Origin of the sequence: Marinomonas vulgaris (genome assembly GCF_018145875.1) — a bacterium.
Taxonomy (GTDB): Bacteria; Pseudomonadota; Gammaproteobacteria; order Pseudomonadales; family Marinomonadaceae; genus Marinomonas; species Marinomonas vulgaris.
Map to the genome: position 1 here is coordinate 221,219 of NZ_JAGSSV010000001.1, position 25,120 is coordinate 246,338.

Below are 25,120 nucleotides of genomic sequence, written 5' to 3' on the forward strand. Positions count from 1 at the left end.
GTCTTCATGTTGACAACAGGAGTTATTCCCTATGAAAAAAATCTACGTTCTTGATACCAATGTTTTACTACACGACCCGCTGGCTATTTACGCTTTTGCAGAGCATAAAGTGGTCATTCCTATGACAGTGCTGGAAGAGTTGGACGTTATAAAGGACAGAAGAGACAAAGATGTCAGCCGTGAAGCTCGTGTCGCCATCAACACCATTGACAAAATTGTGGGTGACGCTTCGCCACGAGATTTGCAGGCGGGTGTTCCCATAAGCATGTTAGCCAACGAATCAGACGAAGCGGGCAACAAGCGCAGCGAAGGTACTCTGGCTATTTTTCCTGATCAACAAATTACTCTGACGGACAACATCCCCTTTTTGAACGGCAACCATGATCATGCCAACGACAACCGCATCATTAATGTTGGGCTTAGCCTACAAGCTACACATCCGCGAGCTTCTGTTTGCCTCGTCACGAAAGACATTAACATGCGAATCAAGGCAAAAGGCTCAGGGCTAGAGCGCGTAGAAGACTACCGAAAAGATCGCGTACTGGACGATTTAGACCTAATGACCAAAGGATATATTCATTTTGAAGACAGCTTTTGGTCGACCATTGATAGCGTGAACACTGAGGCACATGGTCGTCATACCGTTCATGTGATTGATAAAACGCGTTTACCCAACTTGTACTTAAATATGTTTGTCATCGACGATGAGGATTTTATCGGTTTTGTGGTGAATATAGATCAACAGCATGTGTATTTATTGGATGTAAACAAACAGCATTTAATGAATCAAAATTTCTGGGGCATTTTGCCTCGCAATTTAGAACAAGCCATGGCGTTTTATCTGCTTCGTCACGATAACTCAGACATGATGGTAATGACAGGCCCTGCCGGTTCCGGTAAAACGCTACTGGCCCTCGCCTACGGCCTTCATGTGACAATGGAAGAAAAACGCTTCAACAAAATTATTGTCGCTCGATCAACACCGCCTATGGCAGAAGACATTGGTTTTCTACCTGGCACAGAAGAAGAAAAAATGGCTCCTTGGCTGGCGGCATTTGATGATAATTTAGAGATATTGCATGGTGCTGATGAGCATTCTTTTAGCAGTATCGATTACGTTAAACAAAAAGCCAATATCCAGTTTAAGTCACTCAACTTCATGAGAGGACGCTCTTTTAATAACGCTCTTATCATCATAGATGAAGCTCAAGGGCTGACTCAGTTCCAGCTAAAATCCATCGTTACTCGAGTGGGTAGCAACTCGAAAATCATTGTCCTTGGCAATCTCGCCCAAATAGACAATAAGTACATCACCCCGCTCACCTCAGGCCTGACTTACTTGGTCGAAAAATCAAAAGACTTTAAGTATGCCAGCGTTATGCACGTTAATGGCATAGAACGCAGCCGACTTGCCGAGTTCGCAGAGGAAAACCTGTAAGGCCAGATGATCAGCATTTAGCTATTGCTTTAAGCAACAAAAAAGGGAAAGACCGAGGTCTTTCCCTTTTTGAATCTCACGTTAGCCTGCTCTACTCTATCTTGAAAATAGGTTTACTCTAGGCAACAGACTTAGCCAATTCAGTAATTTCGTCCCACTTCCCTGCTTTCACAAGGTCTGTCGGCACAATCCAAGAGCCACCAACGCACAACACGTTAGGCAATGCCAAATACTCACGGAAATTATCCGCGCCAATGCCGCCTGTTGGGCAGAATTTAATGTCTGGCAAAGGACCTCCGAATGCTTTCAAGGCTTTAACGCCGCCATTCACTTCAGCAGGGAAGAATTTAAAGCGATCGTAACCGTATTCCATGCCCAAAAGAATATCTGAAATCGTTGCCACCGCAGGCAAATAAGGCACATCGTATTCTTTACCAACAGCCAGTAAGTCTGCCGTCATACCTGGGCTAATAATAAACTGAGAGCCCGCCTCAATCGCTTGGATATATTGCGCACGGGAACATACGGTACCGGCACCAACAATCGCTTCTGGCACCTCTTTACGAAGCGCAGTAATGGCCGCTAAACCTGCCGGAGTACGCAAGGTCACTTCAAGCACAGGCACGCCACCAGCAACTAAGGCTTTGCCTAATGAAACCGCTTGCTGAACATCATCCACAACAATAACAGGAACCACTTTGGTAGCAGTCATGACCTGTTCGGCAGTATAAGAAGTCGTCATTATGTTTTCCTTTTATTGCTTAATAATCGTGCCAGTTACGGCCATCTTTAATAGGTAATGCCATTGAAGCGGCAGGGCCCCATGATCCAGAAGCGTATTCTTTTGGACGCTCGCTGGTTTGGCTCCACGCCGACATAATACCGTCGACCCATTTCCATGCAGCCTCTACTTCATCGTAGCGCATAAACAAGGTGGCATCGTTGCGCATTACGTCCAGCAACAAACGCTCGTAAGCCTCTGGGCTGCGTTTATCATTAAAGGCTTCCGTGAGACTTAAATTCAAATCCACAGGCTGAAGGTTCATGCCTTCACTGGCACCTGGTACTTTATTCATCACGGTTAACGAGATTTTTTCTTCTGGCTGCAAACGGATAATCAACTGATTGCGTTGCAACTGACGATTACTCTCATCACTGAAAATACTGTGCGGTACCGCCTTGTATTGAATTACAATTTCAGAATAACGCTGCCCCAAACGCTTACCAGTACGCAAATAAAACGGTACACCTGCCCAACGCCAATTATCAATATCGGCGCGTAATGCCACAAAGGTTTCAGTTCTGGAATTCGGGTTACTGCCTTCTTCGTCAAAGTAACCTTTTACATCTTTACCCTTGATCATGCCTTTAGCGTATTGGCCACGAACTGTCTTGGTATAAGCATTTGCTCCTGCAATAGGACGCAAGGCTTTTAATACTTTGATTTTTTCATCACGAACAGAATCGGCGTCCATACGTCCCGGTGGCTCCATGGCCACCAAACACAACAACTGGATCAAGTGATTTTGTACCATGTCACGCATGGCACCAGCATTATCGTAATAACCCCAACGCCCTTCTACACCCACAGTTTCCGATACGGTAATTTGCACGTTATCGATGTGAGCACTGTCCCAAAGAGGTTCGAACAGGGTATTACCAAAACGAATCGCCAACAGGTTTTGTACGGTTTCTTTGCCTAGATAGTGGTCAATACGAAACGCTTGCTGTTCGTTGAAGTTCTTCATTACTTCATCGTTGATGGCACGAGAAGACATCAAATCTCGACCAAGCGGCTTCTCCAAAACCACTCGCATGCGCTCGGCATTTAAGCCATGAGACGCTAACGATGAACATATTGAGCCAAATAGATCCGGTGAGGTAGCAAGGTAAAAAACCACATCGCGATTATCACCACCAATTTGATGATCGTTTAATCGGGAAAAATCGGTCTCTTGTTGAGCATCCACAGACACATAACTAAGGCGCTCTTTGAATCGTGGCCATGTTTTTTCATCGCCGACGCTAGAAGGTACAAACTCATCAAGCGCCGCACGAATTTTTTCTTGGTATTCTGCGGTGCTGACTTCTCGTCGTGATGCACCAATAATACGCGTTGTTGGAGCAAGCAAACCATCCATATCCAAATGGTACAAAGCAGGCAGAAGCTTGCGCATAGCAAGATCACCACCGCCTCCAAAAATTACAACGTCACAGGCTTTTAAACTGGCCTTCATTCTTCATTCTCCAACTAAACTAGGCTTTCGATACGAGATAAGAGGCATAACATGCACATCCCATCAGCCCTGGGTATTCTGACATCACGACAAACGTCGGAATGGGTGAAACAAACGCTTTCATACGGCCTTTGTCTTGCATGGCATCGCGAAAGCCACTTTTTAGAATTTCTTGTAAATAGCGAGGCACAATGCCCCCAGCAATATAAACACCACCACGGGATTCCACAGACAGCACCAAATCACCGATAACACGCCCTAGGAAAACAAAAAACTGCTCTAAGGTCGCTATTGCTATCGGGTCGTTACCGGCTTTAAGTGCTTCGCCAATTTCTGGTGCGCTGAGACGTTTTTCAATACCTTCTTGCCAAGCAAGTGCCTCATAAATATTTTCAAGCCCCATTCCAGATAAGACTCGCTCGGCGGACACACGATGATGACGTGCTCTTAGAAATGCCAGAATCTGGTCTTCCACTTCGTTGCACGCTGACAAATCAACGTGCCCACCTTCACCTGGTAATACAATATTCGGACCATTATCCTGAGGGACAACACAGGAAACACCTAAGCCAGTGCCTGAACCGACCACCCAAGAGGGTGCTTTAAGGTCTACCTCAGAGTGCTCACCGACCACCACAACATCGTCTGGCGTGAGAATTTCCAAGCAATGACCAACAGCGTCAAAATCATTTAACAATGCCACGGCTTTGTTTTCGCCAAAATAAGATTGTATTTCGGCTCGAGTAAACTGCCATGGATTATTCGAAAAGCGAATCACAGCTTGATTAACAGGACCTGCAATGGCTAATACGACAGCTTCAATATCTTTCATATCAACACTGCAGTCTTTTATGTAGTCTGCTGCGGCATCAAAAAAATTGCTGTAATTAGCACAAGAAAAGACTCTGACTTCTAAAGGCACGAACTGATGAAGGGGAACCAAAGCAAAGCGCGCATTAGTACCACCAAGGTCGGCAATTAAAGCATGGGACATAAAGGAACCCTATGTGATTTTTTGAAATTTTACAACAAAATACAGCTAAAAAATACCGATAGGTAAAAATTAAACCATTATGATGTAATTTAATTACATCATTATCTAAGCTTGTTTAGAAACTTAAAGACTTTTGTCGGTACAGATCGTTTTCGATTATTTTTGTATTTGTAGAGGCGTTCGTCAGCAATCTTCAGCAAGTATTTGTAGTTGCTCGGCGCGTCAGAAATGACACTAGCACCACCATAACTAATAGTAATAGGTACAAGATTAGATTTATACCTCAACGGATTCGATTGCAGGTATTCTTGAATGGATTCCGCCACCAATAAAGCTTGCTCGTAACTCTTTCCAGGCATCACAAAAATGAATTCGTCGCCGGCAAAGCGAAACGCCAAACCTTGTTTGTGCACGTATTTTAATAAGCGTTTAGCAATGTATTCTAGTACCTCATCACCACAATTGTGGCCCAAGGTGTCATTGATCGATTTGAATGCATCGCAATCAATGAAAACCACAGTCAAATCACGGTGTTGTGTTTTTGAACGTTGAAACTCTCGATCAAGCATTAACTCAAGCTGACGTCGATTAAGTAAGCCGGTCAGTGGATCTCGCGTGGCTAGGTATTCTAATTTTTCTCGTGCTGTTACATTACTTAAGCAGATAGAAATTTTTATCGCCAATTGATCCAGTAAAAAAGTGTCTTTTGTATCTGCATCGTAACGCGTGCTATCGGCATCCGCCTGACAAAATAATCCCACTAATTCGCCGTCTATGGTTAGAGGTGAAATCGCTACAGAAGACACAATATCGCGATATACGGAGGGAATAATTTCCCAGCACTGGCTAAGATTGGTGTTCAACAAAATGGTTTTATTGCTGGACTTCATTATGTCAATCATGGCGCGACGACGAGTAAACAACACTCGGTCTCGCAAGTCTGGCATTTTTTCTAGACTTTCAATCAGGTGAGATAAAGGGGCTTCGTTGATCAAATTTACCCAAACATAGGGCACATTGAAGTGCTTTTGTACTTCCTTGGTTAAGGTTGAGACAAATTGATCACAACGTCCAATCGAAAGAATACAACGCTCGATTTCAAAAAACTTACGCGCAATTTCTTCGTTATGTCTCACATTATCAATCAATTCATTAATATCATGCATGCACTCTGCCCTATCGCACCCTTGTCTCGCAGGCTCTACTCTCACAAAACGTCCACTTACTAAACAAGATAACCAACTTATGATGCACTCATAGTACGATGCTTAATCAGTTTGAGCCACACATTGAGAGCAAATTGCTCGCTATCGATGCAAATAGTTGCCTGTTTTCGTTAAGAAAAAACTCACCGTGCCGATAGATTGGTCATGGACAACATCACAGGCACTAAGATGAATATTAGAGACATTGTTGAAACTCAGGTCACCCAGAGTAGCCAAGCGGGCAAAGCGGTGTCTGGCAATGCACACTTTGCTTTGTTGATGAGTTTGTTTAGTCAGCCAGGTCCAGCGATTATAGACACACAGGATACGTTAAGCGCCCATCAACCCCATGCCCTCACGCGCCCCATGCAATTTTCACACAGCATCAGCGACAACCCAGTAGCAAACATTGCATTACTAAAAGCGCTGAGTTTAGAGCCTCTCGCTGAGGGTCCAGCTTACCAATACGATGCGGTAGAAAACTTAGAGCAACAAATTAGTCTTCGAGTCTAGTCATTCGGATAAATAGACACAGCACAGCGACCAAAGAGATCACTCCACTGCCTTGCATGATATTGTGACGCCGCTTGATAGCGCCTCCACACACTGTCAGCATGTGTTAATGAGAACTGATCGAGAAAAACCGCCATGTCTTTGCTTAAAGGCGAGCTAAGATCAGCCAATTGATTTAATAGCGGCAACACTTGATAAGCACTTTGATTGATTCGCCCCATGTAAGGTTGAATACTTTGCACGTAATGCACTTCAAACTGCTGTTTTAGATACGTCATGGGCGCACCGCACACTTGCGTGTCTAACGCCGCAACGCCTTTTCCAACCAACTCTAAATACCGCGTAAGTTGAGCCAAAGAATACAGTAGTCGCCCTGCGTACTCACTGTTCATCAGCACTTTTAAGTCCTCTTCAAACACAGAATGGGGTACTGCAGGCAGGCTCTGTACATTCAACCCAATGTCGACTAAACGCGTCAAACTGCTCAATAATTCTTGTTGTTCCGCCGTAGAGAAGGTGAGCGGGATAAACCCGTTGGATAGACTAAAAAACGCTTCACTTTCTGCGCCATTAAACACGGCGTTACCCAGTGCTTTTGGCAATTCCTCACGTTTTTGTTCTGCAACTGCAGCAAGCTCTTTAGATAACGCCGCGTCTGTTATTTCGCACGATTCAATGGCACGAATAATGTCGAGCTCATACAAAAAGCGCTGACTGTCTGGCATGACTTTACCAAGGATGCTGTTTTTCTGGCCGGCCACAAACCCCACATCGCATTGCTGCAATGATAAAAAATCTAACAAGCCGATATCAAACTGTGTGAGCGCTTGTTGTCGATAACGAGAGGTAGGCAAACTCACTGGCATCACTTTTGCTTCAGGAGTCAGTGAAAGAAGCGCAGAACGATTTAAATCTGTCAGATATTGTGACAAAACCGCTTCTGCCTTAAAACGCACATCACAACCACTCATTGCTGCGAGTATAATGCCGCACAACAGAATCCATGAGAAAAAAGGTCTTATTAACATGAACAAGCTACTCATCCAAAAACGCGAAGAACTTTCTGAAACTCGCGTTGCAAAAATGGTCTTCCCAGCCACAACCAACCATTACGACACTTTATTTGGTGGTATTGCTCTGAAATGGATGGACGAAGTGGCTTACATCGCCGCAATGCGCTTTTCCCGAAAAACCATGGTGACTATATCAACGGAACAAATAGATTTTAAACACCCTATTCCTTCCGGTATTTTAGTGGAACTCATTGCCCGCGTTGTACACGTCGGTCGCACATCTTTAAAAGTCGAAGTGAGCATCTTTTTAGAACAACTAGACAGTGACGACAGAACAAAAGCGGTGACGGGGCATTTCAACTTTGTTGCGGTGGACGATGTCACACGTAAACCTACCCCCATATTCAATGAAGAAGTTACGGCTTAAAAGCAACATCAGATTGCATTAAACACACATCATTCAAAAATAGCGACCAGTGGCGTATTTTGAAGCCACTGGTCGTGATTGATTCACTCGCTTGGCGCTATTAATTAGTGCGCTTAGCAATCTCTGCGGCTAACTCATCAAAGCTCTTTTCTGACTCAAGCTTTTGGAATAACGCCGCTTCATTTCTCATGGATGAACGCAGAATACTTTCAGCGGCTTCTTCCGCTTCTGCAGGGTTCAACCCAACAAGAACCACCAAACCGCCTGTCGGCGTTGGCATTTGTCTGATTACTTTAGAACCAATCAACTCTTGCTCTGTAACTTGTTTAGTCACCACAGTATTAACTCGATCGACCGTTTCCGCATCGCCCGCGCCTGTGGTTTCCACATACTGTTTCACCATGTTTTGCAGGTCGAGGTTCAGCACTTGCGCCAGCTCAACTCGAGCCGCCGTCGCCGCCATTTGTTTCATGTAGTTTGGACCTGCCGCTGATTTTTCACTGTAACCTACAGCCGACAAAGCCACCCCATCCATTGGTGCGCCACAGACCCAGCTTGGCGCCGGTTGGTTGGAACCATCAGCAAACACACAATCCGGAATCGCAGCAACAGGCGCAGCGGGTGTGTTCAACACTTCTTTACTACATGCCACTAAGGCGATACTTGTGACCAGTAAACTAACCAGTTTAAATTTCATCTTATTCCCTTTCGTTAAAACCCTTGTAAAAAACTATTGCGGTATAAATTTAGTGTAATGCACAGATCCTAATTAAACACAAAAAAGGGCGCTATATATAGCGCCCTTTACAATCAAATTACACGAGTCATTACTCAGTGTAAGATGCTTTTTCTTCTTCTGTCACATCTTTCATAGACAACTTGATACGGCCACGCGCATCAACATCTAATACTTTAACGATAACGTCTTGACCTTCTGAAAGGAAGTCAGTCACAGCACGGATACGCTCTTCAGCGATCTGAGAAATGTGAACCAAACCATCTTTACCTGGCAAGATATTAACGAAGGCACCAAACTCAGCAAGGCGAACCACTTTACCTTTGTAAAGTTTATCTACTTCAGCTTCTGCTGTGATTTCGTGGATTTTCAGCAAAGCGGCATCAGAAGAGGCTTTGTCAGCCGCGTAGATACGAACCGTACCGTCGTCATCAAGGTCAATAGACGCACCCGTTTGCTCAGTAATGGAACGAATCATCGCACCACCTTTGCCGATAACGTCACGGATTTTTTCAGGATCGATTTTGATTGTCGCCATAGATGGCGCATTTGGAGACACTTCAGGACGAGCATAACCAATGACCTGAGCCATTTCGCGAAGGATGTGTTTACGCGCTTCCATTGCTTGGCTTAGGGCGATATCCATGATTTCTTCATTGATACCTTCGATTTTAATGTCCATTTGCAGTGCTGTGATACCTTCTTCGGTACCCGCTACTTTAAAGTCCATATCGCCAAGGTGGTCTTCGTCACCCAAGATATCGGTTAGTACAGCAAAACCATCGTCTTCTTTGATCAGACCCATGGCAATACCAGCCACTGGTGCTTTAAGAGGAACACCTGCGTCCATCATAGACAAAGACGCGCCACATACAGACGCCATTGAGCTTGAACCATTTGATTCAGTGATCTCAGAGACGATACGAATGGTGTATGGGAATTCATCTTCAGATGGTAATACGGCTTGAACACCACGACGTGCTAGACGGCCATGACCGATTTCACGACGACCGACACCGCCCATACGACCACATTCACCGACAGAGTATGGAGGGAAGTTGTAGTGCAACATGAAGCTGTCTTTGCTTTCGCCAGCCAAACCATCAGACATTTGCGCATCACGGCTAGTACCTAGAGTACAAGTCGCAATCGCCTGAGTTTCACCACGGGTGAACAAAGCCGAACCGTGAGTTTTGCTCAACAAGCCCACTTCCACGTTGATTGGACGAACGGTTTTGTTATCACGACCATCGATACGTGGCTGACCGTCGATAACACGACGACGTACCGTACGTTTCTCAAGTTTCGCAAAAGCACCAGTTACGTCAGCTTCTGAGAATTCACCTTCTTCAGTCACTAGCGCTGCAACCGCTGCTGCACGTACTTCGCCTAGTTTCGCGTAACGAGCCATTTTTTCGCTGATACCGTACGCTTCTTCGATTTGTGCTGCGTAGCCTGTTGCTAGTGCTTCAGTTAGTGAAACATTAACCGCTTCAGCTTCCCATTCCCAACGAGGCTTAGCGCACTCAGTTGCGAACTCAGAAATTGCCGTGATAGCCGCTTGCATTTCTTTGTGTGCGTAAAGTACCGCACCTAGCATTTCGTCTTCGGTAAGCTCTTGCGCTTCAGACTCAACCATTAGGACGGCGTCTTTTGTGCCCGCAACAACCATGTCTAGCAAAGAACCGTCTAGATCAGCGTAGCTTGGGTTAAGAACGTAGCCAGACTCATCGTTGAAGCCAACACGTGCTGCACCGATAGGGCCATTGAATGGGATGCCAGAAATAGTCAAGGCAGCAGACGTTGCCAACATAGCCGCGATGTCAGCGTCTAGGTTAGTGTTAGTCGACATAACAGTACAAACAACCTGTACTTCGTTCATGAAACCTTTTGGAAACAATGGACGAATAGGACGGTCAATAAGACGAGAAGTCAGTGTTTCTTTTTCAGAAGGACGACCTTCACGTTTTAAGAAGCCACCTGGGATTTTACCAACTGCGTAAGCACGCTCTTGGTAATGAACAGATAATGGGAAAAAGTCTTGACCAGGTTTAGCTGTTTTTGCGCCAACAACGGTCGCAAGCACTTGTGCATCACCAATAGTACAAAGTACCGCACCCGTTGCTTGACGAGCAATGCGGCCGGTTTCTAGTGTTACGGTATCGTTACCGAACTGGAAAGTTTTTGTCGTAATACTCACACGTATTCCTTTTCATTTAAAAAATTCTTCTCCCAAAGACCTCTTTTAAAGCCAGTACTCATATATGTTCTTTGTGTTTCACGGTTAGCTGCGAAAAAACACATATGAAGTACAGGCTGTCCCTTGGGAGGGCAATAAAAAAGGGCCATAATGATTTATGGCCCTTCTTCAGTCTTAGCGACGTAGACCTAGTTTTTTGATCAAACTAGTGTAACGAGCTGCATCTTTACGCTTTAGGTAATCCAACAATTTACGACGTTGGTTTACCATGCGGATTAAACCGCGACGAGAATGGTGGTCATGGATATGAGCTTTAAAGTGACCTTGAAGACCTTCGATGTTCTTAGTCAACAATGCTACTTGAACTTCAGGAGAACCAGTGTCACCTTCCGCTACTTGAAACTCTTTAACCAATGCTGCTTTTGATTCTGCAGTTAATGCCATAATCTTTATCTCCGATGTAATATGCTATTTAAAAATAAAGGATAGCCGAGCATATTTTCAGTTATCCTAGATGAGCAAGTTTACCACTCTTTTTCGCAGAACTCACTGCTATTATAGAGAGAACTCACTGGTATTCACCAATCGATAAGGGCGCAGATTCGCGCCTTTTATTTGGCCTAATCCTAAAAATCGCTGGGTACCATGGTCGAACATTCTGACAACTGTCTCATTCTCCAACGGCACAGGGCTTGATACCGTACGGCCAAACATCATATTAAGCGTGTCTGCCTCAGGTAGATCCACCTTTTCGAAATGCTCCACAGCAGTATCCATAGAGATCAAGTGGGAATCTAAAGCCTCATAACCTTGCTCCGCAATGACTTCAAACTCTTCTAATGTCATCATATTTTCCGGCGAATACCCTGCCGTGGAAATCCGATGCAAAGAATAAAGATGAGCGCCACAACCGAGGGCCTCGCCTATATCCTCACCAATGGTGCGAATATAAGTGCCTTTAGAGCACTGAATATCGAGCGTTATCGTATCTTGTGTTCGCGACACCAAGGTCAAATCAGAAATAGTCACATGACGACGCTTGCGCTCAATAACAATACCTTGGCGGGCATATTCGTAGAGAGGCTTGCCTTCGTGTTTTAGTGCGGAGTACATAGGTGGGATTTGTTCTATTTCACCACGAAATCGATCTAACACGACCTCCAGTTCAGCATCACTTAATGAAGGTATCGACTCTTCGGTTAGAACATCGCCTTCACGATCACCTGTTGTGGTGCGTTTTCCCAACTGAATGCAGGTTAAATAACGCTTATCGGCATCCAATAAATATTGAGAAAACTTGGTTGCATCACCCAGACACAAGGGCAACATACCGGTTGCTAAAGGGTCAAGCGCCCCAGTGTGACCCGCTTTTGCCGCTTGATAGAGACGACGGACACGCTGTAACGCTTGATTGGAACTTAATCCTATTGGCTTATTCAGTAGAACAATACCGTCTACTGAACGCCATTTTGCCTTTGTCATACGAACCTTTTACTCGCCTTCGTTACCGTTTTTGGTCTCATCATCACGAATCGCTTCGTCAATCAGAGCCGACATGCGCGAGCCATTAACGACACTTTGGTCATAATGAAAACGCAAATGCGGCATAACACGAAGTTTCACTTCTTGTGCTAAACGACGACGCAAAAAGCCTTTCGCACTGTCCAGTGCCGCTTGGTTTTCAGCCAGCACTTCTGGCTGATCGTCTTTGCCTAAAACAGTGTAATAAATATCCGCATAGCCTAAATCTTTGGCTACACGCACTTCATTAACTGTTACCAACCCCAAACGCGGGTCTTTTACTTCAAACTGGATTAAGGACGCCAGCTCCTTTTGGAGCTGGTCACCAATCCGACTAGTACGACTAAATTCGCCTGCCATGATCTTGCCTTATTAAAGCGTACGCGCTACTTCGACGGTTTCAAAAACCTCGATCTTATCGCCTACTTTGACATCGTTGTAGTTTTTCACACCGATACCACATTCCATACCACGGCTTACCTCACTCACGGCGTCTTTAAAGCGACGCAATGACTCAAGTTCACCTTCGTAAATCACAACATCATCGCGCAATACACGAATCTGCTTGCTACGATAAACCGTGCCTTCAATTACCATACAGCCCGCAATCAAGCCAAACTTAGGTGAACGGAAGATATCACGCACTTCAGCCGTACCCTTGATGTCTTCACGAAGATCCGGTGACAACATACCAGACAAGGCGGATTTCACGTCGTCGATAATGTTATAGATGATGCTGTAGTAACGAAGGTCGATACTTTCGCGCTCAATGAACTGCTTAGCAGAGGTATCGGCACGAACGTTAAAACCAAAGATAACCGCATCAGAGGCCAAAGCCAAAGTAGCGTCGGTTTCCGTAATACCGCCTACACCGCTAGACACAACGTTCACTTTAACTTCGTCTGTGTTCATGTCTGTTAAAGACTTGATCAAGGCTTCAAGTGAACCACGTACGTCAGCTTTTAATACTACGTTTAGAGTGCGAACTTCGTCTTTGCCCATTTCAGAGAACAAGTTCTCCAATTTAGCAGAATGTTGACGAGCAAAGCGTACTTCACGGTATTTGCCTTGGCGGAAGTTAGCTACTTCACGAGCTTTACGCTCATCCGCAACGACGATGAATTCTTCACCGGCTTCTGGTGTACCATCAAGACCCAAGATCTCAACTGGAATCGAAGGACCCGCAGCATTGATCGCTTTGCCTGTTTCGTCCAACAAAGCACGAACACGACCCATTTGAAGACCGGCCAATACGATATCGCCTTTCTTCAAGGTACCGTTTTGTACAAGCAAGGTCGCAACCGAACCACGACCACGGTCAAGACGCGCTTCCACCACCACACCTTTGGCTGGTGCACTAGGAACGGCGGTCAATTCCAATACTTCTGCTTGAAGCAATAAGGCTTCCAACAGCTCATCAATACCTTCGCCCGATTTAGCCGATACGCCAACGAACTGGATGTCGCCACCCCATTCTTCTGGCACAACTTCTTGAGCAACCAATTCATTTTTAACGCGATCAATGTCCGCGCCTTCTTTGTCGATCTTCGTCATGGCAACAACCATAGGTACGCCCGCTGCACGTGCATGCTGGATCGCCTCAATGGTTTGTGGCATAACGCCGTCGTCTGCGGCACACACAAGAATCACGATATCAGTAGATTTAGCACCACGAGCACGCATGGAGGTAAACGCCGCGTGTCCAGGTGTGTCTAGGAAGCTAATCATGCCATGAGGTGTTTCTACATGGTAGGCACCAATGTGCTGGGTAATACCGCCAGACTCGCCAGCCGCAACACGTGTCGTACGAATGTAGTCAAGCAAAGAGGTTTTACCATGGTCAACGTGACCCATTACAGTTACCACAGGGGCGCGTTTGATCGCTTCACCTTGGTAGTCAATCGCTTCGATCATGTCGTTTTCAACGGCATTTTCATCGATAAACTTCACTGTATGGCCCATTTCTTCCACTACTAAGGTGGCCGTATCACGGTCAATAGTTTGGTTGATGGTCGCCATAGCACCCATTTTGAACATGATCTTGATAACTTCAGCGCCTTTCACCGCCATTTTCTCAGCAAGATCCGCTACCGTAATGCTTTCAGGTAAAGCCACTTCGTGAATCATTTTGGCTGTCGGCTTCTGGAAACCATGCTCTTGTTTAGACGGTTTCTTACCTTTACGACCAAGTTTACCGCGACGGGTAAATTCGTCTTCATCATTTACGTTAACGCGCGTATTACGTTTGTTATCTGGGTTAACACGACCACGAGGTTTGTCTTTGTCATTATCGTGTCTTGCTGGACCCTTTTTGCCTTTCGGTGCCACGGTGGATTTTTTATTATCCATTGCTGGTTGAGAGACTTTTTTAGACGCTTTAGGCTTCGGTGATTCCACGGGTTGTGCCGCTCCTGTATCGGAAACATACTGCTCCGTTTCATTGACCGCGCCAGCATCCGCTGCGGCTGCTTTCACCGCTGCTTCTTGACGCGCTTTTTCTTCAGCTTCTGCTTTCGCTTTCGCTGCCTTCTCTTCTTCTTGCTTACGCTCAGCTTCTACACGAGCCGCTTCTAACGCGGCACGCTCTTGCTCTTCTGCAAGACGCTTCGCGAGCATCTCTTCTTGTTTACGTGCTTCTTCGCTAATTTCATCGCGTTTCACGTAAGTGCGTTTTTTCTTCACAGCAACGTTAACTGTTTTACCGCCATCACCGCGAGACAAGGTGCTATTTGTCTTGCGCTGTAAGGTAATGCGTTGACTGCCTGATGCTTCTTCGCCATGTTGACGTTTTAAGTAATTCAACAATGTTTGTTTTTCTACTTCAGAAACTTCTTGGTCTGCTCTTGTTTGAGGTAAACCAGCGTCTTTCATCTGAGTTAGTAGCTTATCAACTGGTGTATCCACCACTTGAGATAGTATCTTTACGGTTTGAACTGTCATTAAGTTCCCCCTTATGTACTCAGATTTTATTCAGATTCAGCAAACCAAGGCGCACGAGCTGTCAATATTAGGCTCCCTGCACGCTCTTCTGTCATACCGTCTACTTCTAGCAATTCATCAACTGACTGTTCGGCTAAGTCTTCCATGGTGATTACGCCCATTGAAGCCAAAACAAGAGCAAGATGATTGTCCATCCCGTCCATTTCCAGTAAATCAGCGGCTGGCTTAGCGCCTTCTAGTTGCTGCTCAGCCTGAAGCGCTTGATTCAACAAGGCTTCTTTTGCTCTTGAACGAAGTTCGGTGACTAAATCTTCATCAAATCCGTCAATATCTAACATTTCTTCCATTGGGATATAGGCCACTTCTTCTAATGAAGTGAATCCCTCTTCAACCATCTGAATGGCCAGATCGTCATCAATATCCAATCCGTTCACAAAGACATCGATCCATTTTTGTGACTCTTCTTGCTGCTTAGCTTGCGCATCTTCGCTGGTCATGACATTTAATGCCCAACCAGTCAAAGCAGAAGCAAGGCGAACATTCTGGCCGTTACGACCGATCGCTTGAGCCAGGTTGTCACTCTTCACAGCAACATCCATGGAGTGAGCGTCTTCATCAATAACGATAGAATCCACTTCTGCAGGCGCCATAGCATTGATAACAAGCTGCGCAGGATTATCATCCCAAAGTACGATATCCACTCGCTCGCCATTCATTTCATTCGATACAGCTTGGACTCGTGCACCACGCATGCCCACACAAGCGCCAATCGGATCAATACGACGATCATTGGTCTTCACCGCAATTTTAGCTCGTAAACCTGGGTCACGAGAAGCACCACGAATATCGATAACCTCTTCAGAAATTTCTGGCACCTCAAGACGGAACAGCTCGATCATGAATTCAGGTGCATTACGCGAAAGAATCAATTGCGCACCACGACTGTCTTCACGAATTTCTAGCAACAGGGCACGAATTCGATCATTCATTCTGAAGCTTTCGCGAGCAATAAGCTGATCCTTTGGCAGGGTCGCTTCGGCGTTTTCACCAAGATCAATAATTAAACTATCGCGGGTGACCTTCTTCACTTGACCGTGAACTAATTTGCCCACTTTTTCAGTGTACAGAGCTACCATTTTCGCACGTTCTGCTTCACGTACTTTTTGTACAATCACTTGTTTGGCCGTTTGTGCCGCGATACGACCAAACATTTCAGACTCTACTTCTTCTTCGTAGATCTCACCGATACCAACACCAAGATTTTGCTCTTCAGAATCGTCTATGGTCAATTCCGATGCAGGTGCAGAGTAATCTTCGTCTGCAACAATATTCCATTGACGGTATGTTTTGTAATCACCAGTACGTTGGTCGATAGAAACACGAATCAACGCGTCTTCTTCAAAACGGCGCTTGGCAGCACTTGCTAAGGCAATTTCAACAGCTTCAAAAATGATTTGTTTTGGCACATCTTTTTCGTTGGAAACCGCTTCTACTACCAAAAGAATTTCTTTGCTCATCCTTTTAGCCTCTCTTTAAGGTTATTTTTAAAATTGTGGAACAACGTTTGCTTTATCAATTAAATCGATAGGCAACAAGTATTCTTCTTGGTCTACTCGAATCACAATATCTTCGCTCTCAATACCCATAAGCTGCCCTTTAAACTTTCGACGACCATCAAAAGGAACACGCAAACGCAAAGACACAATAGAACCAACGTAGGCTTGATATTGCGCCAAACTAAACAAAGGGCGATCCAAACCTGGTGACGACACTTCTAGGTTGTATTCGCCCGTAATGGGGTCTTCAACATCTAGAATAGAACTGACTTGACGGCTTACTCGAGCACAATCTTCAACGTCAATGCCTTTCTCGTCATCCGTTTCTATAAAAACACGAAGCACAGAGTCTTTACCTAATGAAAGGTACTCCATCCCCCAGAACTCAAACCCTAATCCTTCAACGACTGGTCGAATAAGTTCTTCTAAAATCGTATATTTTGCTGACAATCGTTTTCTCCGAAAACTTATTTTATAAAACGCAGAAACAAAAAACGGGCTCAAGGCCCATCTTCATTTTGAACAGTACAAGGGTACAGATAATAAAAAACCCCATATAGGGGCCTCAAACACTTGCCTCAAAACTTGAGGAAGTACCCTTCTAACGAAGGCTATTGCTCTGACACTCATTGCACATCGGTGGAAAAACCCATCTCTGCTCAATATTCCAGCATCATACACACAAAACGACATTAGTTCAAGATTGGTGCGGATGGGGGGACTCGAACCCCCACGAGCATAGCTCACCACCCCCTCAAGGTGGCGCGTCTACCAATTCCGCCACATCCGCAAATCTTTTCACTCAAATGTCAGGGCATAATCAAATCGTACACCCAACACGACAACACAAAAATCTATTCTGTTACCGGCAAATCCGATGTACTTCTCTGGTTCGTACCTAAATCTGGTAAATCAACAGAGCCATCTACTTGAGTGGCTGATGGCACGAAATCCAAAGCACCTGATACACTTTTCGCTTGTTCACTAGCAAAAAAAGCCAAACCAAAACTTGTTAAGAAGAAAACTAAAGCAAACACTGCTGTCATCTTCCCAAAAAAACTACCGCTGCCTTGACTACCAAACACAGTTTGAGAAGCACCACCACCGAAAGAAGCGCCGGCATCAGCACCTTTACCTTGCTGCAATAGAACAAGCGCAATAATAGCGATTGCCGCTAGCACATGCAAAACTAAAATAAGTGATTCCATCAATTAACCTGCTGCTTTTACTATCTCTAAAAATTCTTTTGCATCGAGTGATGCACCACCCACAAGAGCACCATCTACATCAGGCATTGCAAACAATGCTGAGCTGGTTGACGCTTTTACGCTGCCACCATACAAAATCTGTACACGCTGCGACACAGTATCTGACATTGCAGCCAAAAACGCTCTTATTGACTGGTGCACTTCTTGCGCTTGCTCTGAACTTGCCGATAAACCCGTCCCTATTGCCCAAACTGGCTCATAAGCAATCACAAGTTTATCAAAAGATTCAATTCCAATAACATCAATGACTGCTTGAAGTTGTCGCGTACACACTTCAAGCGTCTTATCTGACTCACGCTCAGATAAGGTTTCACCTATACATAACATAGGCGTTAGCCCACTATCTAAAACAGTTTTTACTTTAGTGGCAACTAAATCGTTTGTCTCAGCGTACAAAGAGCGACGCTCTGAGTGCCCCAACAAAACATATTTCACCCCAAAGTCACTTAACATAGAAGTAGAAACTTCCCCAGTATAAGCACCTTTTTCTTCTTGGCTGACATTTTGAGCAGCCAACACCAAATTACTCTCTGCAATTTTATTTGATACGGCAGAGAGGTAAGGAAATGAAGGAGCAACAACCACTTCCGAATTAGAATCTTTCATCTTTAATAAGCCATCTAACAAGACATTAATGGACTCTAAAGAGCCATTCATTTTCCAGTTACCGGCTACTATCTTTTGACGAATCATATTCTAACCCCTAAATTCGAGGCGCTCATTCTATGGAATGAGCGCTATTGTTTCAAGCATTTATTTGGCTACACTTTCAAAAGAACTTTATTCCGCAATTTTTGATGCAACAACTGCTTCCACTTCAGACACAAGATAGTCTACAAGTTCGTCTACGGTTTTATCGTCTCGACCTTCGACCATCACACGAATCAGCGGCTCGGTTCCAGAAGCTCTCAGCAATACGCGCCCCAACCCATTGAGTCGCTCGTTAGCAACAGCGATGGCTTTTTGCAACGCAGGCTCTTCATTGGGCACAAAACGCTTTGCAACACGAATATTTTTAAGCTTTTGAGGAAATTTCACCAACCCTTTCAGCAGCTCATCTAAAGACTTACCCTCTTCCACCATGGCTCTTAACACCTGAAGCGCTGCTACGATCCCATCCCCTGTCGTCGTAATAGATCGACATACAATATGACCCGATGGCTCTCCGCCTAACACCCAGCCATGTTGCATGAGTTTCTCGTTTACATAACGATCCCCTACTGCGGCACGACTAAAACCAATCCCGGTTTCTGAAAAAGCCAATTCCAGGCCAAAGTTACTCATCAGTGTGCCAACAACACCACCACTAAAGCGACCCGTCTGCATCAAATGGTTTGCAATGATATAAAGAATGTCGTCGCCATCACGAACCACGCCGTTGCGATCAACCAATATCAGCCGATCTCCATCACCATCTAACGCAATACCGATATCCGCTTCTTCAGCCAACACATTCTTGCGAAGCAGTTCAGGCTTAGTCGCGCCACTAAACTCGTTAATATTTAATCCGTCTGGGTTTACACCAATGGAGATAACTTCTGCACCGAGCTCTGAAAACACACGAGGCGCAACGTGGTAAGTCGCCCCATCGGCACAGTCAACGACTATCTTTAAGCCACTTAACTGCAAACCAATGGGAAACGTGCCTTTACAATACTCGATGTAACGCCCTGCAGCGTCATCAATGCGGCGAGCTCGGCCAATTCGATCCGAATCAACAACAACCATTGGTTGCTCTAAAAAATACTCAATGCGCTCTTCTAGTTCATCTGAAATCTTGCCGCCTTCTGCAGAGAAAAACTTAATGCCGTTATCAGTATAAGGGTTATGAGAGGCACTAATGACAATACCTGCGCTAGCTCTAAAAGTACGAGTTAAGTACGCGATGGCAGGCGTAGGCATGGGGCCAACCAGTCGAACATCCGCACCTGCCGCCACAATACCGGACTCCAATGCGGATTCGAACATATATCCCGATACTCGAGTATCTTTGCCTATAAGGATCTTTTTATCGCGTTCTTTAAACACTTGCCCGGCAGCCCAGCCCAGTTTAAGCATAAACTCTGGTGTTATCGGGGTCGTTCCCACTTTTCCACGAATTCCATCTGTACCAAAATATTTACGCATTAACCCTCTCTCTCAATCCGATACATGAGCTCAAGCATCTCTACATGAGACTTCACATCATGCACTCTAAAAATTCGTGCGCCTTTAGCATAAGTAGCTGCATTTGCGCCCATTGTGCCGTACAACCTTTCACTTACCGGTGCGTTCAACACATCGCCAATCATGGTCTTGCGGGAGACACCAATCAACACCTCAAAACCTAAATCGCGAAAATGACGAGTGTGTTTCAAAAGACTTAAATTATGAGCTAACGTTTTTCCAAAACCGATGCCTGGGTCCAGCAAAATAGCGGATCTGTCTATACCGACAGACTCACAAGCAGACACGCGAGACAACAAGTAATTCGTCACCTCATCCACCACAGACACATAATCTGGTTGATGCTGCATGGTTTGTGGGGCGCCTTTCATGTGCATCAGACAAACCGGCAAATTAGTCATAGCAGCCGCTTGCAAAGCACCCTCGCGCTCAAGCGCACGAACATCGTTTATCAATCCAGCACCCAATTTAGCACCTTGTGTCATAACATCTGCTGTACTGGTATCGATCGAAACAATAATATCAAAACGCTGCTTTATGGCTTCAATAACAGGAAGGACGCGATCAAGCTCTTGCTGAACACTGACTGGCTGAGCACCTGGGCGAGTAGACTCTCCACCAACATCTATAATGCTAGCACCTTCGCCAATCATTTTTTCGGTTTGAAAAAGAGACGCCTCTAGAGACGAAAAAGACCCGCCATCTGAAAACGAGTCTGGAGTGACATTCAATATCCCCATCACTTGGGGGCGGGACAAGTCGAGCGACTTGTCCCCAAACAACATTAAGGACATAAAATAACAGAATCCTATTTTTTGTTATTCGCTAACCGGTTTAGCGGCTGGCTCCACACCTTCACCTGCGTCAGTCGCATCTACAACCACTTCCGCGTCTGCGTCATCCGATTTAGGTGCATTACCTTTATCAGACCAACCTTCAGGTGGAGACGGTTTTTTGCCATCCATAATTTCTTTAATTTGCTTGGCATCAATCGTTTCGTATTGCATCAGGGCTTCAGCCATAACATCTAACTTAGATCGGTTATCCTCAAGAATCTGAGTCGCTGTTTTGTAGCATCGTGTAATGATGTCTTGAACTTCAGAATCAATAGTTTTACCAGTTTCAGGTGAGAAATAGTTAGCTTTACTTCCCGTAGGACCAGAAATATAGCTACCACTGTTGTCGTCTTCTTCGTAAGCAAACGGCCCAAGTTTTTCAGACAAGCCCCATTTGGTCACCATGTTACGAGCAATACTGGTCGCACGTTCAATATCATTGGATGCACCGGTAGATACCCCATCAAAGCCATGTATTAACTCTTCTGCGATACGACCACCATACAAACTACATACCTGACTTTCTAAGCCAATCTTACTAACACTGTATTTGTCCTCTTCAGGCAAATACATGGTCACACCCAGAGCACGTCCACGAGGGATAATCGATACCTTATAAACAGGGTCATGTTCTGGCACTAAATAACCAATAATGGTATGACCGGCTTCATGATAAGCGGTATTGAGCTTCTCTTTTTCGCTCATTACCATGGTCTTGCGTTCCGCACCCATGAGGATTTTGTCTTTCGCCAACTCAAGCAATTCCATGTTCACCAAACGACGATTAGAGCGAGCAGCAAACAACGCCGCTTCGTTAATCAAGTTTGCTAAATCCGCACCAGAGAAACCTGGCGTACCACGAGCAATGTTTTTTGGCTCAACATCGTCATCACAAGGTACTTTGCGCAAATGCACTTTAAGAATCTGTTCACGACCACGAATATCAGGCAAACCTACTTGCACCTGACGGTCAAAGCGACCAGGACGCAATAATGCAGGGTCTAATACGTCAGGACGGTTAGTCGCCGCAATAACGATAATACCTTCATTGCCTTCAAAGCCATCCATTTCAACCAATAATTGGTTCAACGTCTGTTCGCGCTCATCGTTACCGCCGCCCATACCGGAACCACGATTACGACCTACCGCATCGATCTCATCGATAAAAATGATGCAAGGTGCATGTTTTTTCGCCTGCTCGAACATATCACGAACACGAGACGCACCCACACCCACAAACATTTCCACAAAATCAGAACCAGAAATGGTGAAGAATGGTACCTTCGCTTCGCCAGCAATGGCTTTTGCCAACAAGGTTTTACCTGTACCTGGAGGACCGCACATCAAGATACCACGAGGAATCTTACCACCTAAGCGCTGAAACTTACTTGGCTCTCTAAGGAAATCAACCAGCTCTTCTGTATCTTCTTTTGCTTCATCACAACCAGCTACATCAGCAAAAGTTGTTTTAATCTGGTCTTCAGGTAACAAACGCGCTTTGGATTTACCAAAGGACATAGGGCCGCCTTTACCACCGCCACCACCTTGCATTTGACGCATGAAAAACATGAAAATGGCAAGAATAAGAAGGATAGGAAAACTAGCAACCAGCAACTGTGTCCAAATGCTTTGCTGTTCAGGCATACGGCCTTCAACAACGACATTGTTGCTTAGCAAGTCGTCCATAATTTTTGGATCAGCCGCCGCAGGACGAACGGTTTCAAACGTATCACCACCAGTACGACTACCACTAATGGTATAGCCATCTACGATAACTTTCGCTATACGACCATCCTGCACTTCTTTCACAAATTCGGAATAAGAAATCCGATTTGTATCAGGCGCAGTGTTAAAGTTATTGAACACGGTTAGCAGCACAGCAGCAATGACCAACCACAACAGTATATTTTTCAGCATATCGTTCAAGAGCACACCTCTTAACGGTTATTTAAAATGTTACTGGCTATCATACCAGAACACGTCCTATTAACCTTTGTATTGTCTTCCTAATAAGTAAACTTCACGACTTCTTGCTCGTGATGCATCTGGTTTACGCGTAATCACTGACCCAAACTGGGCTCTCATGGTTTTAAGGTACTCTTCAAAACCCTCCCCTTGAAACACTTTCACCAAAAAATTTCCACCTGGACGCAACACTTGTGCTGCCATATCCAAAGCAAGCTCTACCAGATACATGGCTTGTGGCTGATCAGAAGAACTGTTACCACTCATATTGGGGGCCATATCTGAAATTACAAGATCTGCTTTCTCTTCGCCAATTTCAGCTAAAATAGCTTCGTACACATCTTGCTCTGTAAAGTCACCCTGAACAAAACTGACGCCTGGTAGAGGCGCCATTTCCAAAATATCTGAAGCGACAATCGTACCTTTGTCACCGACCAGTTTCGCCGCGACCTGAGACCAACCACCTGGCGCAGCACCTAAGTCTACAATACGCATAGCAGGACGAAACAGTTTATCCTTTTCATTGATCTCGATAAGCTTGTAACTGGCTCGGGATCGGTAACCATCTTGTTGGGATTTTTTGACATACGGATCGTCAAAATGTTCCTTCATCCAATTATTACTACTTTTTGATCTTGCCACGTTTTCATCATACCTAAATCAGTCAATATTCCGCTATAATATCGCTTAACCTCTTAAGCCTCCAATAAAGAGGGTCAACTAATATGAGAAAATTTAACTATGAGCCTTACAAACGCCCAAAAAAAGCAGTATCGCCTAATCGGACACGCACTTAATCCAGTCGTTATGATTGCGGGCAATGGATTAACAGAAACCGTGCAGGTCGAAATAGACCGAGCTCTTGAAGATCACGAATTGATCAAGGTGCGTATTAGCATCATGGATCGTGACGTTCGCACTGCGCTTATTGCTGAAATCAGCAAAATCATGAAATGTGAAACCGTGCAAACCATTGGTAAAGTAGCGCTTTTTTATCGTGCGGCGTTAGAACCCAACCCAAAACTGTCTAATTTACTTCGCTAAGCCGTACATCAGCCATCGGCACAAAAACGAAACAGCATGATGAGATAGTCTTTTTTGATTAAAAAACAGACTATCTCTAAATTCTTAAGCAGATCAGCCGATACCTTAAAAAGCCCATTTTAAGGAGTCGTAATCATGATTTTTGTCGAGGCGATTAATAAAACCATTACCCAGCCTAATGGGAAAAAATGGCTAACTAAAAATAAATATCGCCCAGCTGGCCACCATCAAGACTCGGTTGAGCTCAGCTCTGCCGCCCATGAAGTGAAAGAAATATTTCTTGATAGCGAAGAAAGCACTCCCTTAACCGCTTCATCTAGTATTTTTGCAAATCTGGTCGAGCACGTGCTTAGTCATGTTTTTAACGACAGCCTACACCTTCATTCTCCTGAAGAACTGATGTTAGATCAGAAAAGCTGGGCTTTATTTCTACAAGTCCCTCCTTCTAATGAAACCAACAACAAGTCACCAAGCTACCTGACACCGGAAGGATATAAGCCGCCTATATCTAAGCAGCTTATTTTTCACATTCCAGTGAAGCCTTTTTACGGCAACACATTAGACATGACCTTGTTAATGTCATCCCACAACGGCTCCCCTAAACCACCCGAGTTCTTTGCGACCCACCCCAAAGAAACCACACTGCCCATTTTACGAACGCCATATTCTCCAGAATTTCTTGCCCAGCAAACCAGTCATTTTCATATTTTTCTCGACCAAGATGGAGAGCCCGACCAATTATCTCCCCTTTATAGTCATGTAAACCAAAGTCGACTCACCGAACAAAATACATCCCCTAATATCACAGGTCTGAGAGTGTGGCGTGCCAAAAAAAATATTCTTACCCCGGCGGTATTAGGTGATAACCGCATTGGCTTATTATTTGTTGGTCACTATTCCCCTTTAACGGGCAACACCATCAGCGAGGAAACTCGCTCAAGGCAAGCCAACAACCTTTACACCAAAGCCTAAAACCATCTGGCCAAATTCTTATTACTAAAAGTAAAGATTTCTTTCAGTTTTCATGGGCATAAAAAAAGCCTCTCACCATCACTGGTGAA

General features: G+C 44.9%; 24 protein-coding genes and 1 tRNA gene. 5 read left to right on the top strand and 20 right to left on the bottom strand.

Features of this window, described 5'->3' with window-relative positions:
* Positions 1-31: 31 nt before the first annotated feature.
* The gene (locus J9B83_RS01035; RefSeq protein ID WP_211534813.1) at positions 32-1,438 is read left to right on the top strand and encodes a PhoH family protein; all 1,407 of its coding nucleotides are present in this window, start codon (positions 32-34) and stop codon (positions 1,436-1,438) included.
* A 118-nt stretch (positions 1,439-1,556) separates the two neighbouring features.
* Here J9B83_RS01035 and J9B83_RS01040 read toward each other — a convergent pair whose 3' ends face one another.
* From J9B83_RS01040 to J9B83_RS15975, 4 genes are all read right to left on the bottom strand, one after another.
* Complete coding sequence (locus tag J9B83_RS01040) at positions 1,557-2,180, bottom strand: bifunctional 4-hydroxy-2-oxoglutarate aldolase/2-dehydro-3-deoxy-phosphogluconate aldolase (protein ID WP_211534814.1); 624 nt, start codon at positions 2,178-2,180, stop codon at positions 1,557-1,559.
* Positions 2,181-2,199: 19 nt separating this feature from the next.
* Entirely contained in the window at positions 2,200-3,675 is a 1,476-nt protein-coding gene (gene zwf, locus J9B83_RS01045) for a glucose-6-phosphate dehydrogenase (RefSeq protein ID WP_211534815.1), read from the bottom strand.
* Positions 3,676-3,694: 19 nt separating this feature from the next.
* On the bottom strand, positions 3,695-4,669 hold the full coding sequence (gene glk / locus J9B83_RS01050; RefSeq protein ID WP_211534816.1) for a glucokinase: 975 nt from the start codon (positions 4,667-4,669) through the stop codon (positions 3,695-3,697).
* A 101-nt stretch (positions 4,670-4,770) separates the two neighbouring features.
* Positions 4,771-5,835, bottom strand: coding sequence for a sensor domain-containing diguanylate cyclase (locus J9B83_RS15975; RefSeq protein ID WP_211534817.1), 1,065 nt, complete (start codon positions 5,833-5,835; stop codon positions 4,771-4,773).
* Positions 5,836-6,039: 204 nt separating this feature from the next.
* Here J9B83_RS15975 and J9B83_RS01060 point away from each other — a divergent pair, with 204 nt between their 5' ends.
* Positions 6,040-6,387 (top strand): hypothetical protein, encoded by a 348-nt coding sequence (locus J9B83_RS01060; RefSeq protein ID WP_236037034.1) that lies wholly within the window; start codon positions 6,040-6,042, stop codon positions 6,385-6,387.
* Here the strand turns inward: J9B83_RS01060 and J9B83_RS01065 are convergent.
* A complete protein-coding gene (locus J9B83_RS01065) occupies positions 6,384-7,415 on the bottom strand; it encodes a DUF3080 family protein (protein ID WP_211534818.1) in 1,032 nt (343 codons plus the stop codon). The genes J9B83_RS01060 and J9B83_RS01065 overlap by 4 nt on opposite strands.
* Between J9B83_RS01065 and J9B83_RS01070 the strand changes: the two genes are divergently transcribed.
* On the top strand, positions 7,414-7,827 hold the full coding sequence (locus J9B83_RS01070) for an acyl-CoA thioesterase (RefSeq protein WP_211534819.1): 414 nt from the start codon (positions 7,414-7,416) through the stop codon (positions 7,825-7,827). The two genes, J9B83_RS01065 and J9B83_RS01070, sit on opposite strands and share 2 nt — an antisense overlap.
* Positions 7,828-7,927: 100 nt before the next feature.
* On the opposite strand, the gene J9B83_RS01075 is transcribed toward J9B83_RS01070, so the two are convergent.
* From J9B83_RS01075 to rlmE, 15 genes are all read right to left on the bottom strand, one after another.
* On the bottom strand, positions 7,928-8,524 hold the full coding sequence (locus J9B83_RS01075) for an LPP20 family lipoprotein (RefSeq protein WP_211534820.1): 597 nt from the start codon (positions 8,522-8,524) through the stop codon (positions 7,928-7,930).
* A 130-nt stretch (positions 8,525-8,654) separates the two neighbouring features.
* Positions 8,655-10,763: a polyribonucleotide nucleotidyltransferase gene (pnp, locus tag J9B83_RS01080; RefSeq protein WP_211534821.1), complete on the bottom strand. Its 2,109-nt coding sequence runs from the start codon at positions 10,761-10,763 to the stop codon at positions 8,655-8,657.
* A gap of 174 nt (positions 10,764-10,937) precedes the next feature.
* Entirely contained in the window at positions 10,938-11,207 is a 270-nt protein-coding gene (gene rpsO, locus J9B83_RS01085; RefSeq protein ID WP_211534822.1) for a 30S ribosomal protein S15, read from the bottom strand.
* Between the two features lie 111 nt (positions 11,208-11,318).
* Complete coding sequence (gene truB, locus J9B83_RS01090; protein WP_211534823.1) at positions 11,319-12,245, bottom strand: tRNA pseudouridine(55) synthase TruB; 927 nt, start codon at positions 12,243-12,245, stop codon at positions 11,319-11,321.
* Between the two features lie 9 nt (positions 12,246-12,254).
* Positions 12,255-12,644 (bottom strand): 30S ribosome-binding factor RbfA, encoded by a 390-nt coding sequence (gene rbfA, locus J9B83_RS01095; RefSeq protein ID WP_067013360.1) that lies wholly within the window; start codon positions 12,642-12,644, stop codon positions 12,255-12,257.
* 12 nt (positions 12,645-12,656) lie between these two features.
* Positions 12,657-15,224, bottom strand: coding sequence for a translation initiation factor IF-2 (gene infB, locus J9B83_RS01100; protein ID WP_211534826.1), 2,568 nt, complete (start codon positions 15,222-15,224; stop codon positions 12,657-12,659).
* Between the two features lie 26 nt (positions 15,225-15,250).
* Positions 15,251-16,741, bottom strand: a complete 1,491-nt coding sequence (nusA, locus tag J9B83_RS01105; RefSeq protein ID WP_211534828.1) for a transcription termination factor NusA — start codon at positions 16,739-16,741, stop codon at positions 15,251-15,253.
* Positions 16,742-16,768: 27 nt separating this feature from the next.
* Positions 16,769-17,230 (bottom strand): ribosome maturation factor RimP, encoded by a 462-nt coding sequence (gene rimP / locus J9B83_RS01110; RefSeq protein WP_211534830.1) that lies wholly within the window; start codon positions 17,228-17,230, stop codon positions 16,769-16,771.
* A 254-nt stretch (positions 17,231-17,484) separates the two neighbouring features.
* A tRNA-Leu gene (locus J9B83_RS01115) sits at positions 17,485-17,570 on the bottom strand.
* Between the two features lie 64 nt (positions 17,571-17,634).
* Positions 17,635-17,988 (bottom strand): preprotein translocase subunit SecG, encoded by a 354-nt coding sequence (gene secG, locus J9B83_RS01120; protein ID WP_211534831.1) that lies wholly within the window; start codon positions 17,986-17,988, stop codon positions 17,635-17,637.
* 3 nt (positions 17,989-17,991) lie between these two features.
* Positions 17,992-18,741, bottom strand: coding sequence for a triose-phosphate isomerase (gene tpiA / locus J9B83_RS01125; RefSeq protein WP_211534833.1), 750 nt, complete (start codon positions 18,739-18,741; stop codon positions 17,992-17,994).
* A gap of 87 nt (positions 18,742-18,828) precedes the next feature.
* Positions 18,829-20,175 carry a phosphoglucosamine mutase gene (glmM, locus tag J9B83_RS01130; RefSeq protein WP_211534835.1) on the bottom strand — a complete coding sequence of 449 codons (1,347 nt, stop codon included), beginning with the start codon at positions 20,173-20,175 and terminating at the stop codon, positions 18,829-18,831.
* Complete coding sequence (folP, locus tag J9B83_RS01135) at positions 20,175-21,008, bottom strand: dihydropteroate synthase (RefSeq protein ID WP_211534836.1); 834 nt, start codon at positions 21,006-21,008, stop codon at positions 20,175-20,177. Before folP ends, glmM begins: the two co-directional genes overlap by 1 nt.
* 24 nt (positions 21,009-21,032) lie before the next feature.
* A complete protein-coding gene (ftsH, locus tag J9B83_RS01140; RefSeq protein WP_236037035.1) occupies positions 21,033-22,967 on the bottom strand; it encodes an ATP-dependent zinc metalloprotease FtsH in 1,935 nt (644 codons plus the stop codon).
* A gap of 69 nt (positions 22,968-23,036) precedes the next feature.
* Positions 23,037-23,657 (bottom strand): 23S rRNA (uridine(2552)-2'-O)-methyltransferase RlmE, encoded by a 621-nt coding sequence (gene rlmE / locus J9B83_RS01145; protein ID WP_211534840.1) that lies wholly within the window; start codon positions 23,655-23,657, stop codon positions 23,037-23,039.
* A gap of 99 nt (positions 23,658-23,756) precedes the next feature.
* On the opposite strand from rlmE, the gene J9B83_RS01150 reads away from it, so the two are divergent.
* Both J9B83_RS01150 and J9B83_RS01155 read left to right on the top strand, forming a co-directional pair.
* The gene (locus J9B83_RS01150) at positions 23,757-24,059 is read left to right on the top strand and encodes a YhbY family RNA-binding protein (RefSeq protein WP_211534842.1); all 303 of its coding nucleotides are present in this window, start codon (positions 23,757-23,759) and stop codon (positions 24,057-24,059) included.
* A gap of 135 nt (positions 24,060-24,194) precedes the next feature.
* Entirely contained in the window at positions 24,195-25,031 is an 837-nt protein-coding gene (locus J9B83_RS01155) for a hypothetical protein (protein ID WP_211534843.1), read from the top strand.
* The last annotated feature ends 89 nt before the right edge of the window (positions 25,032-25,120 follow it).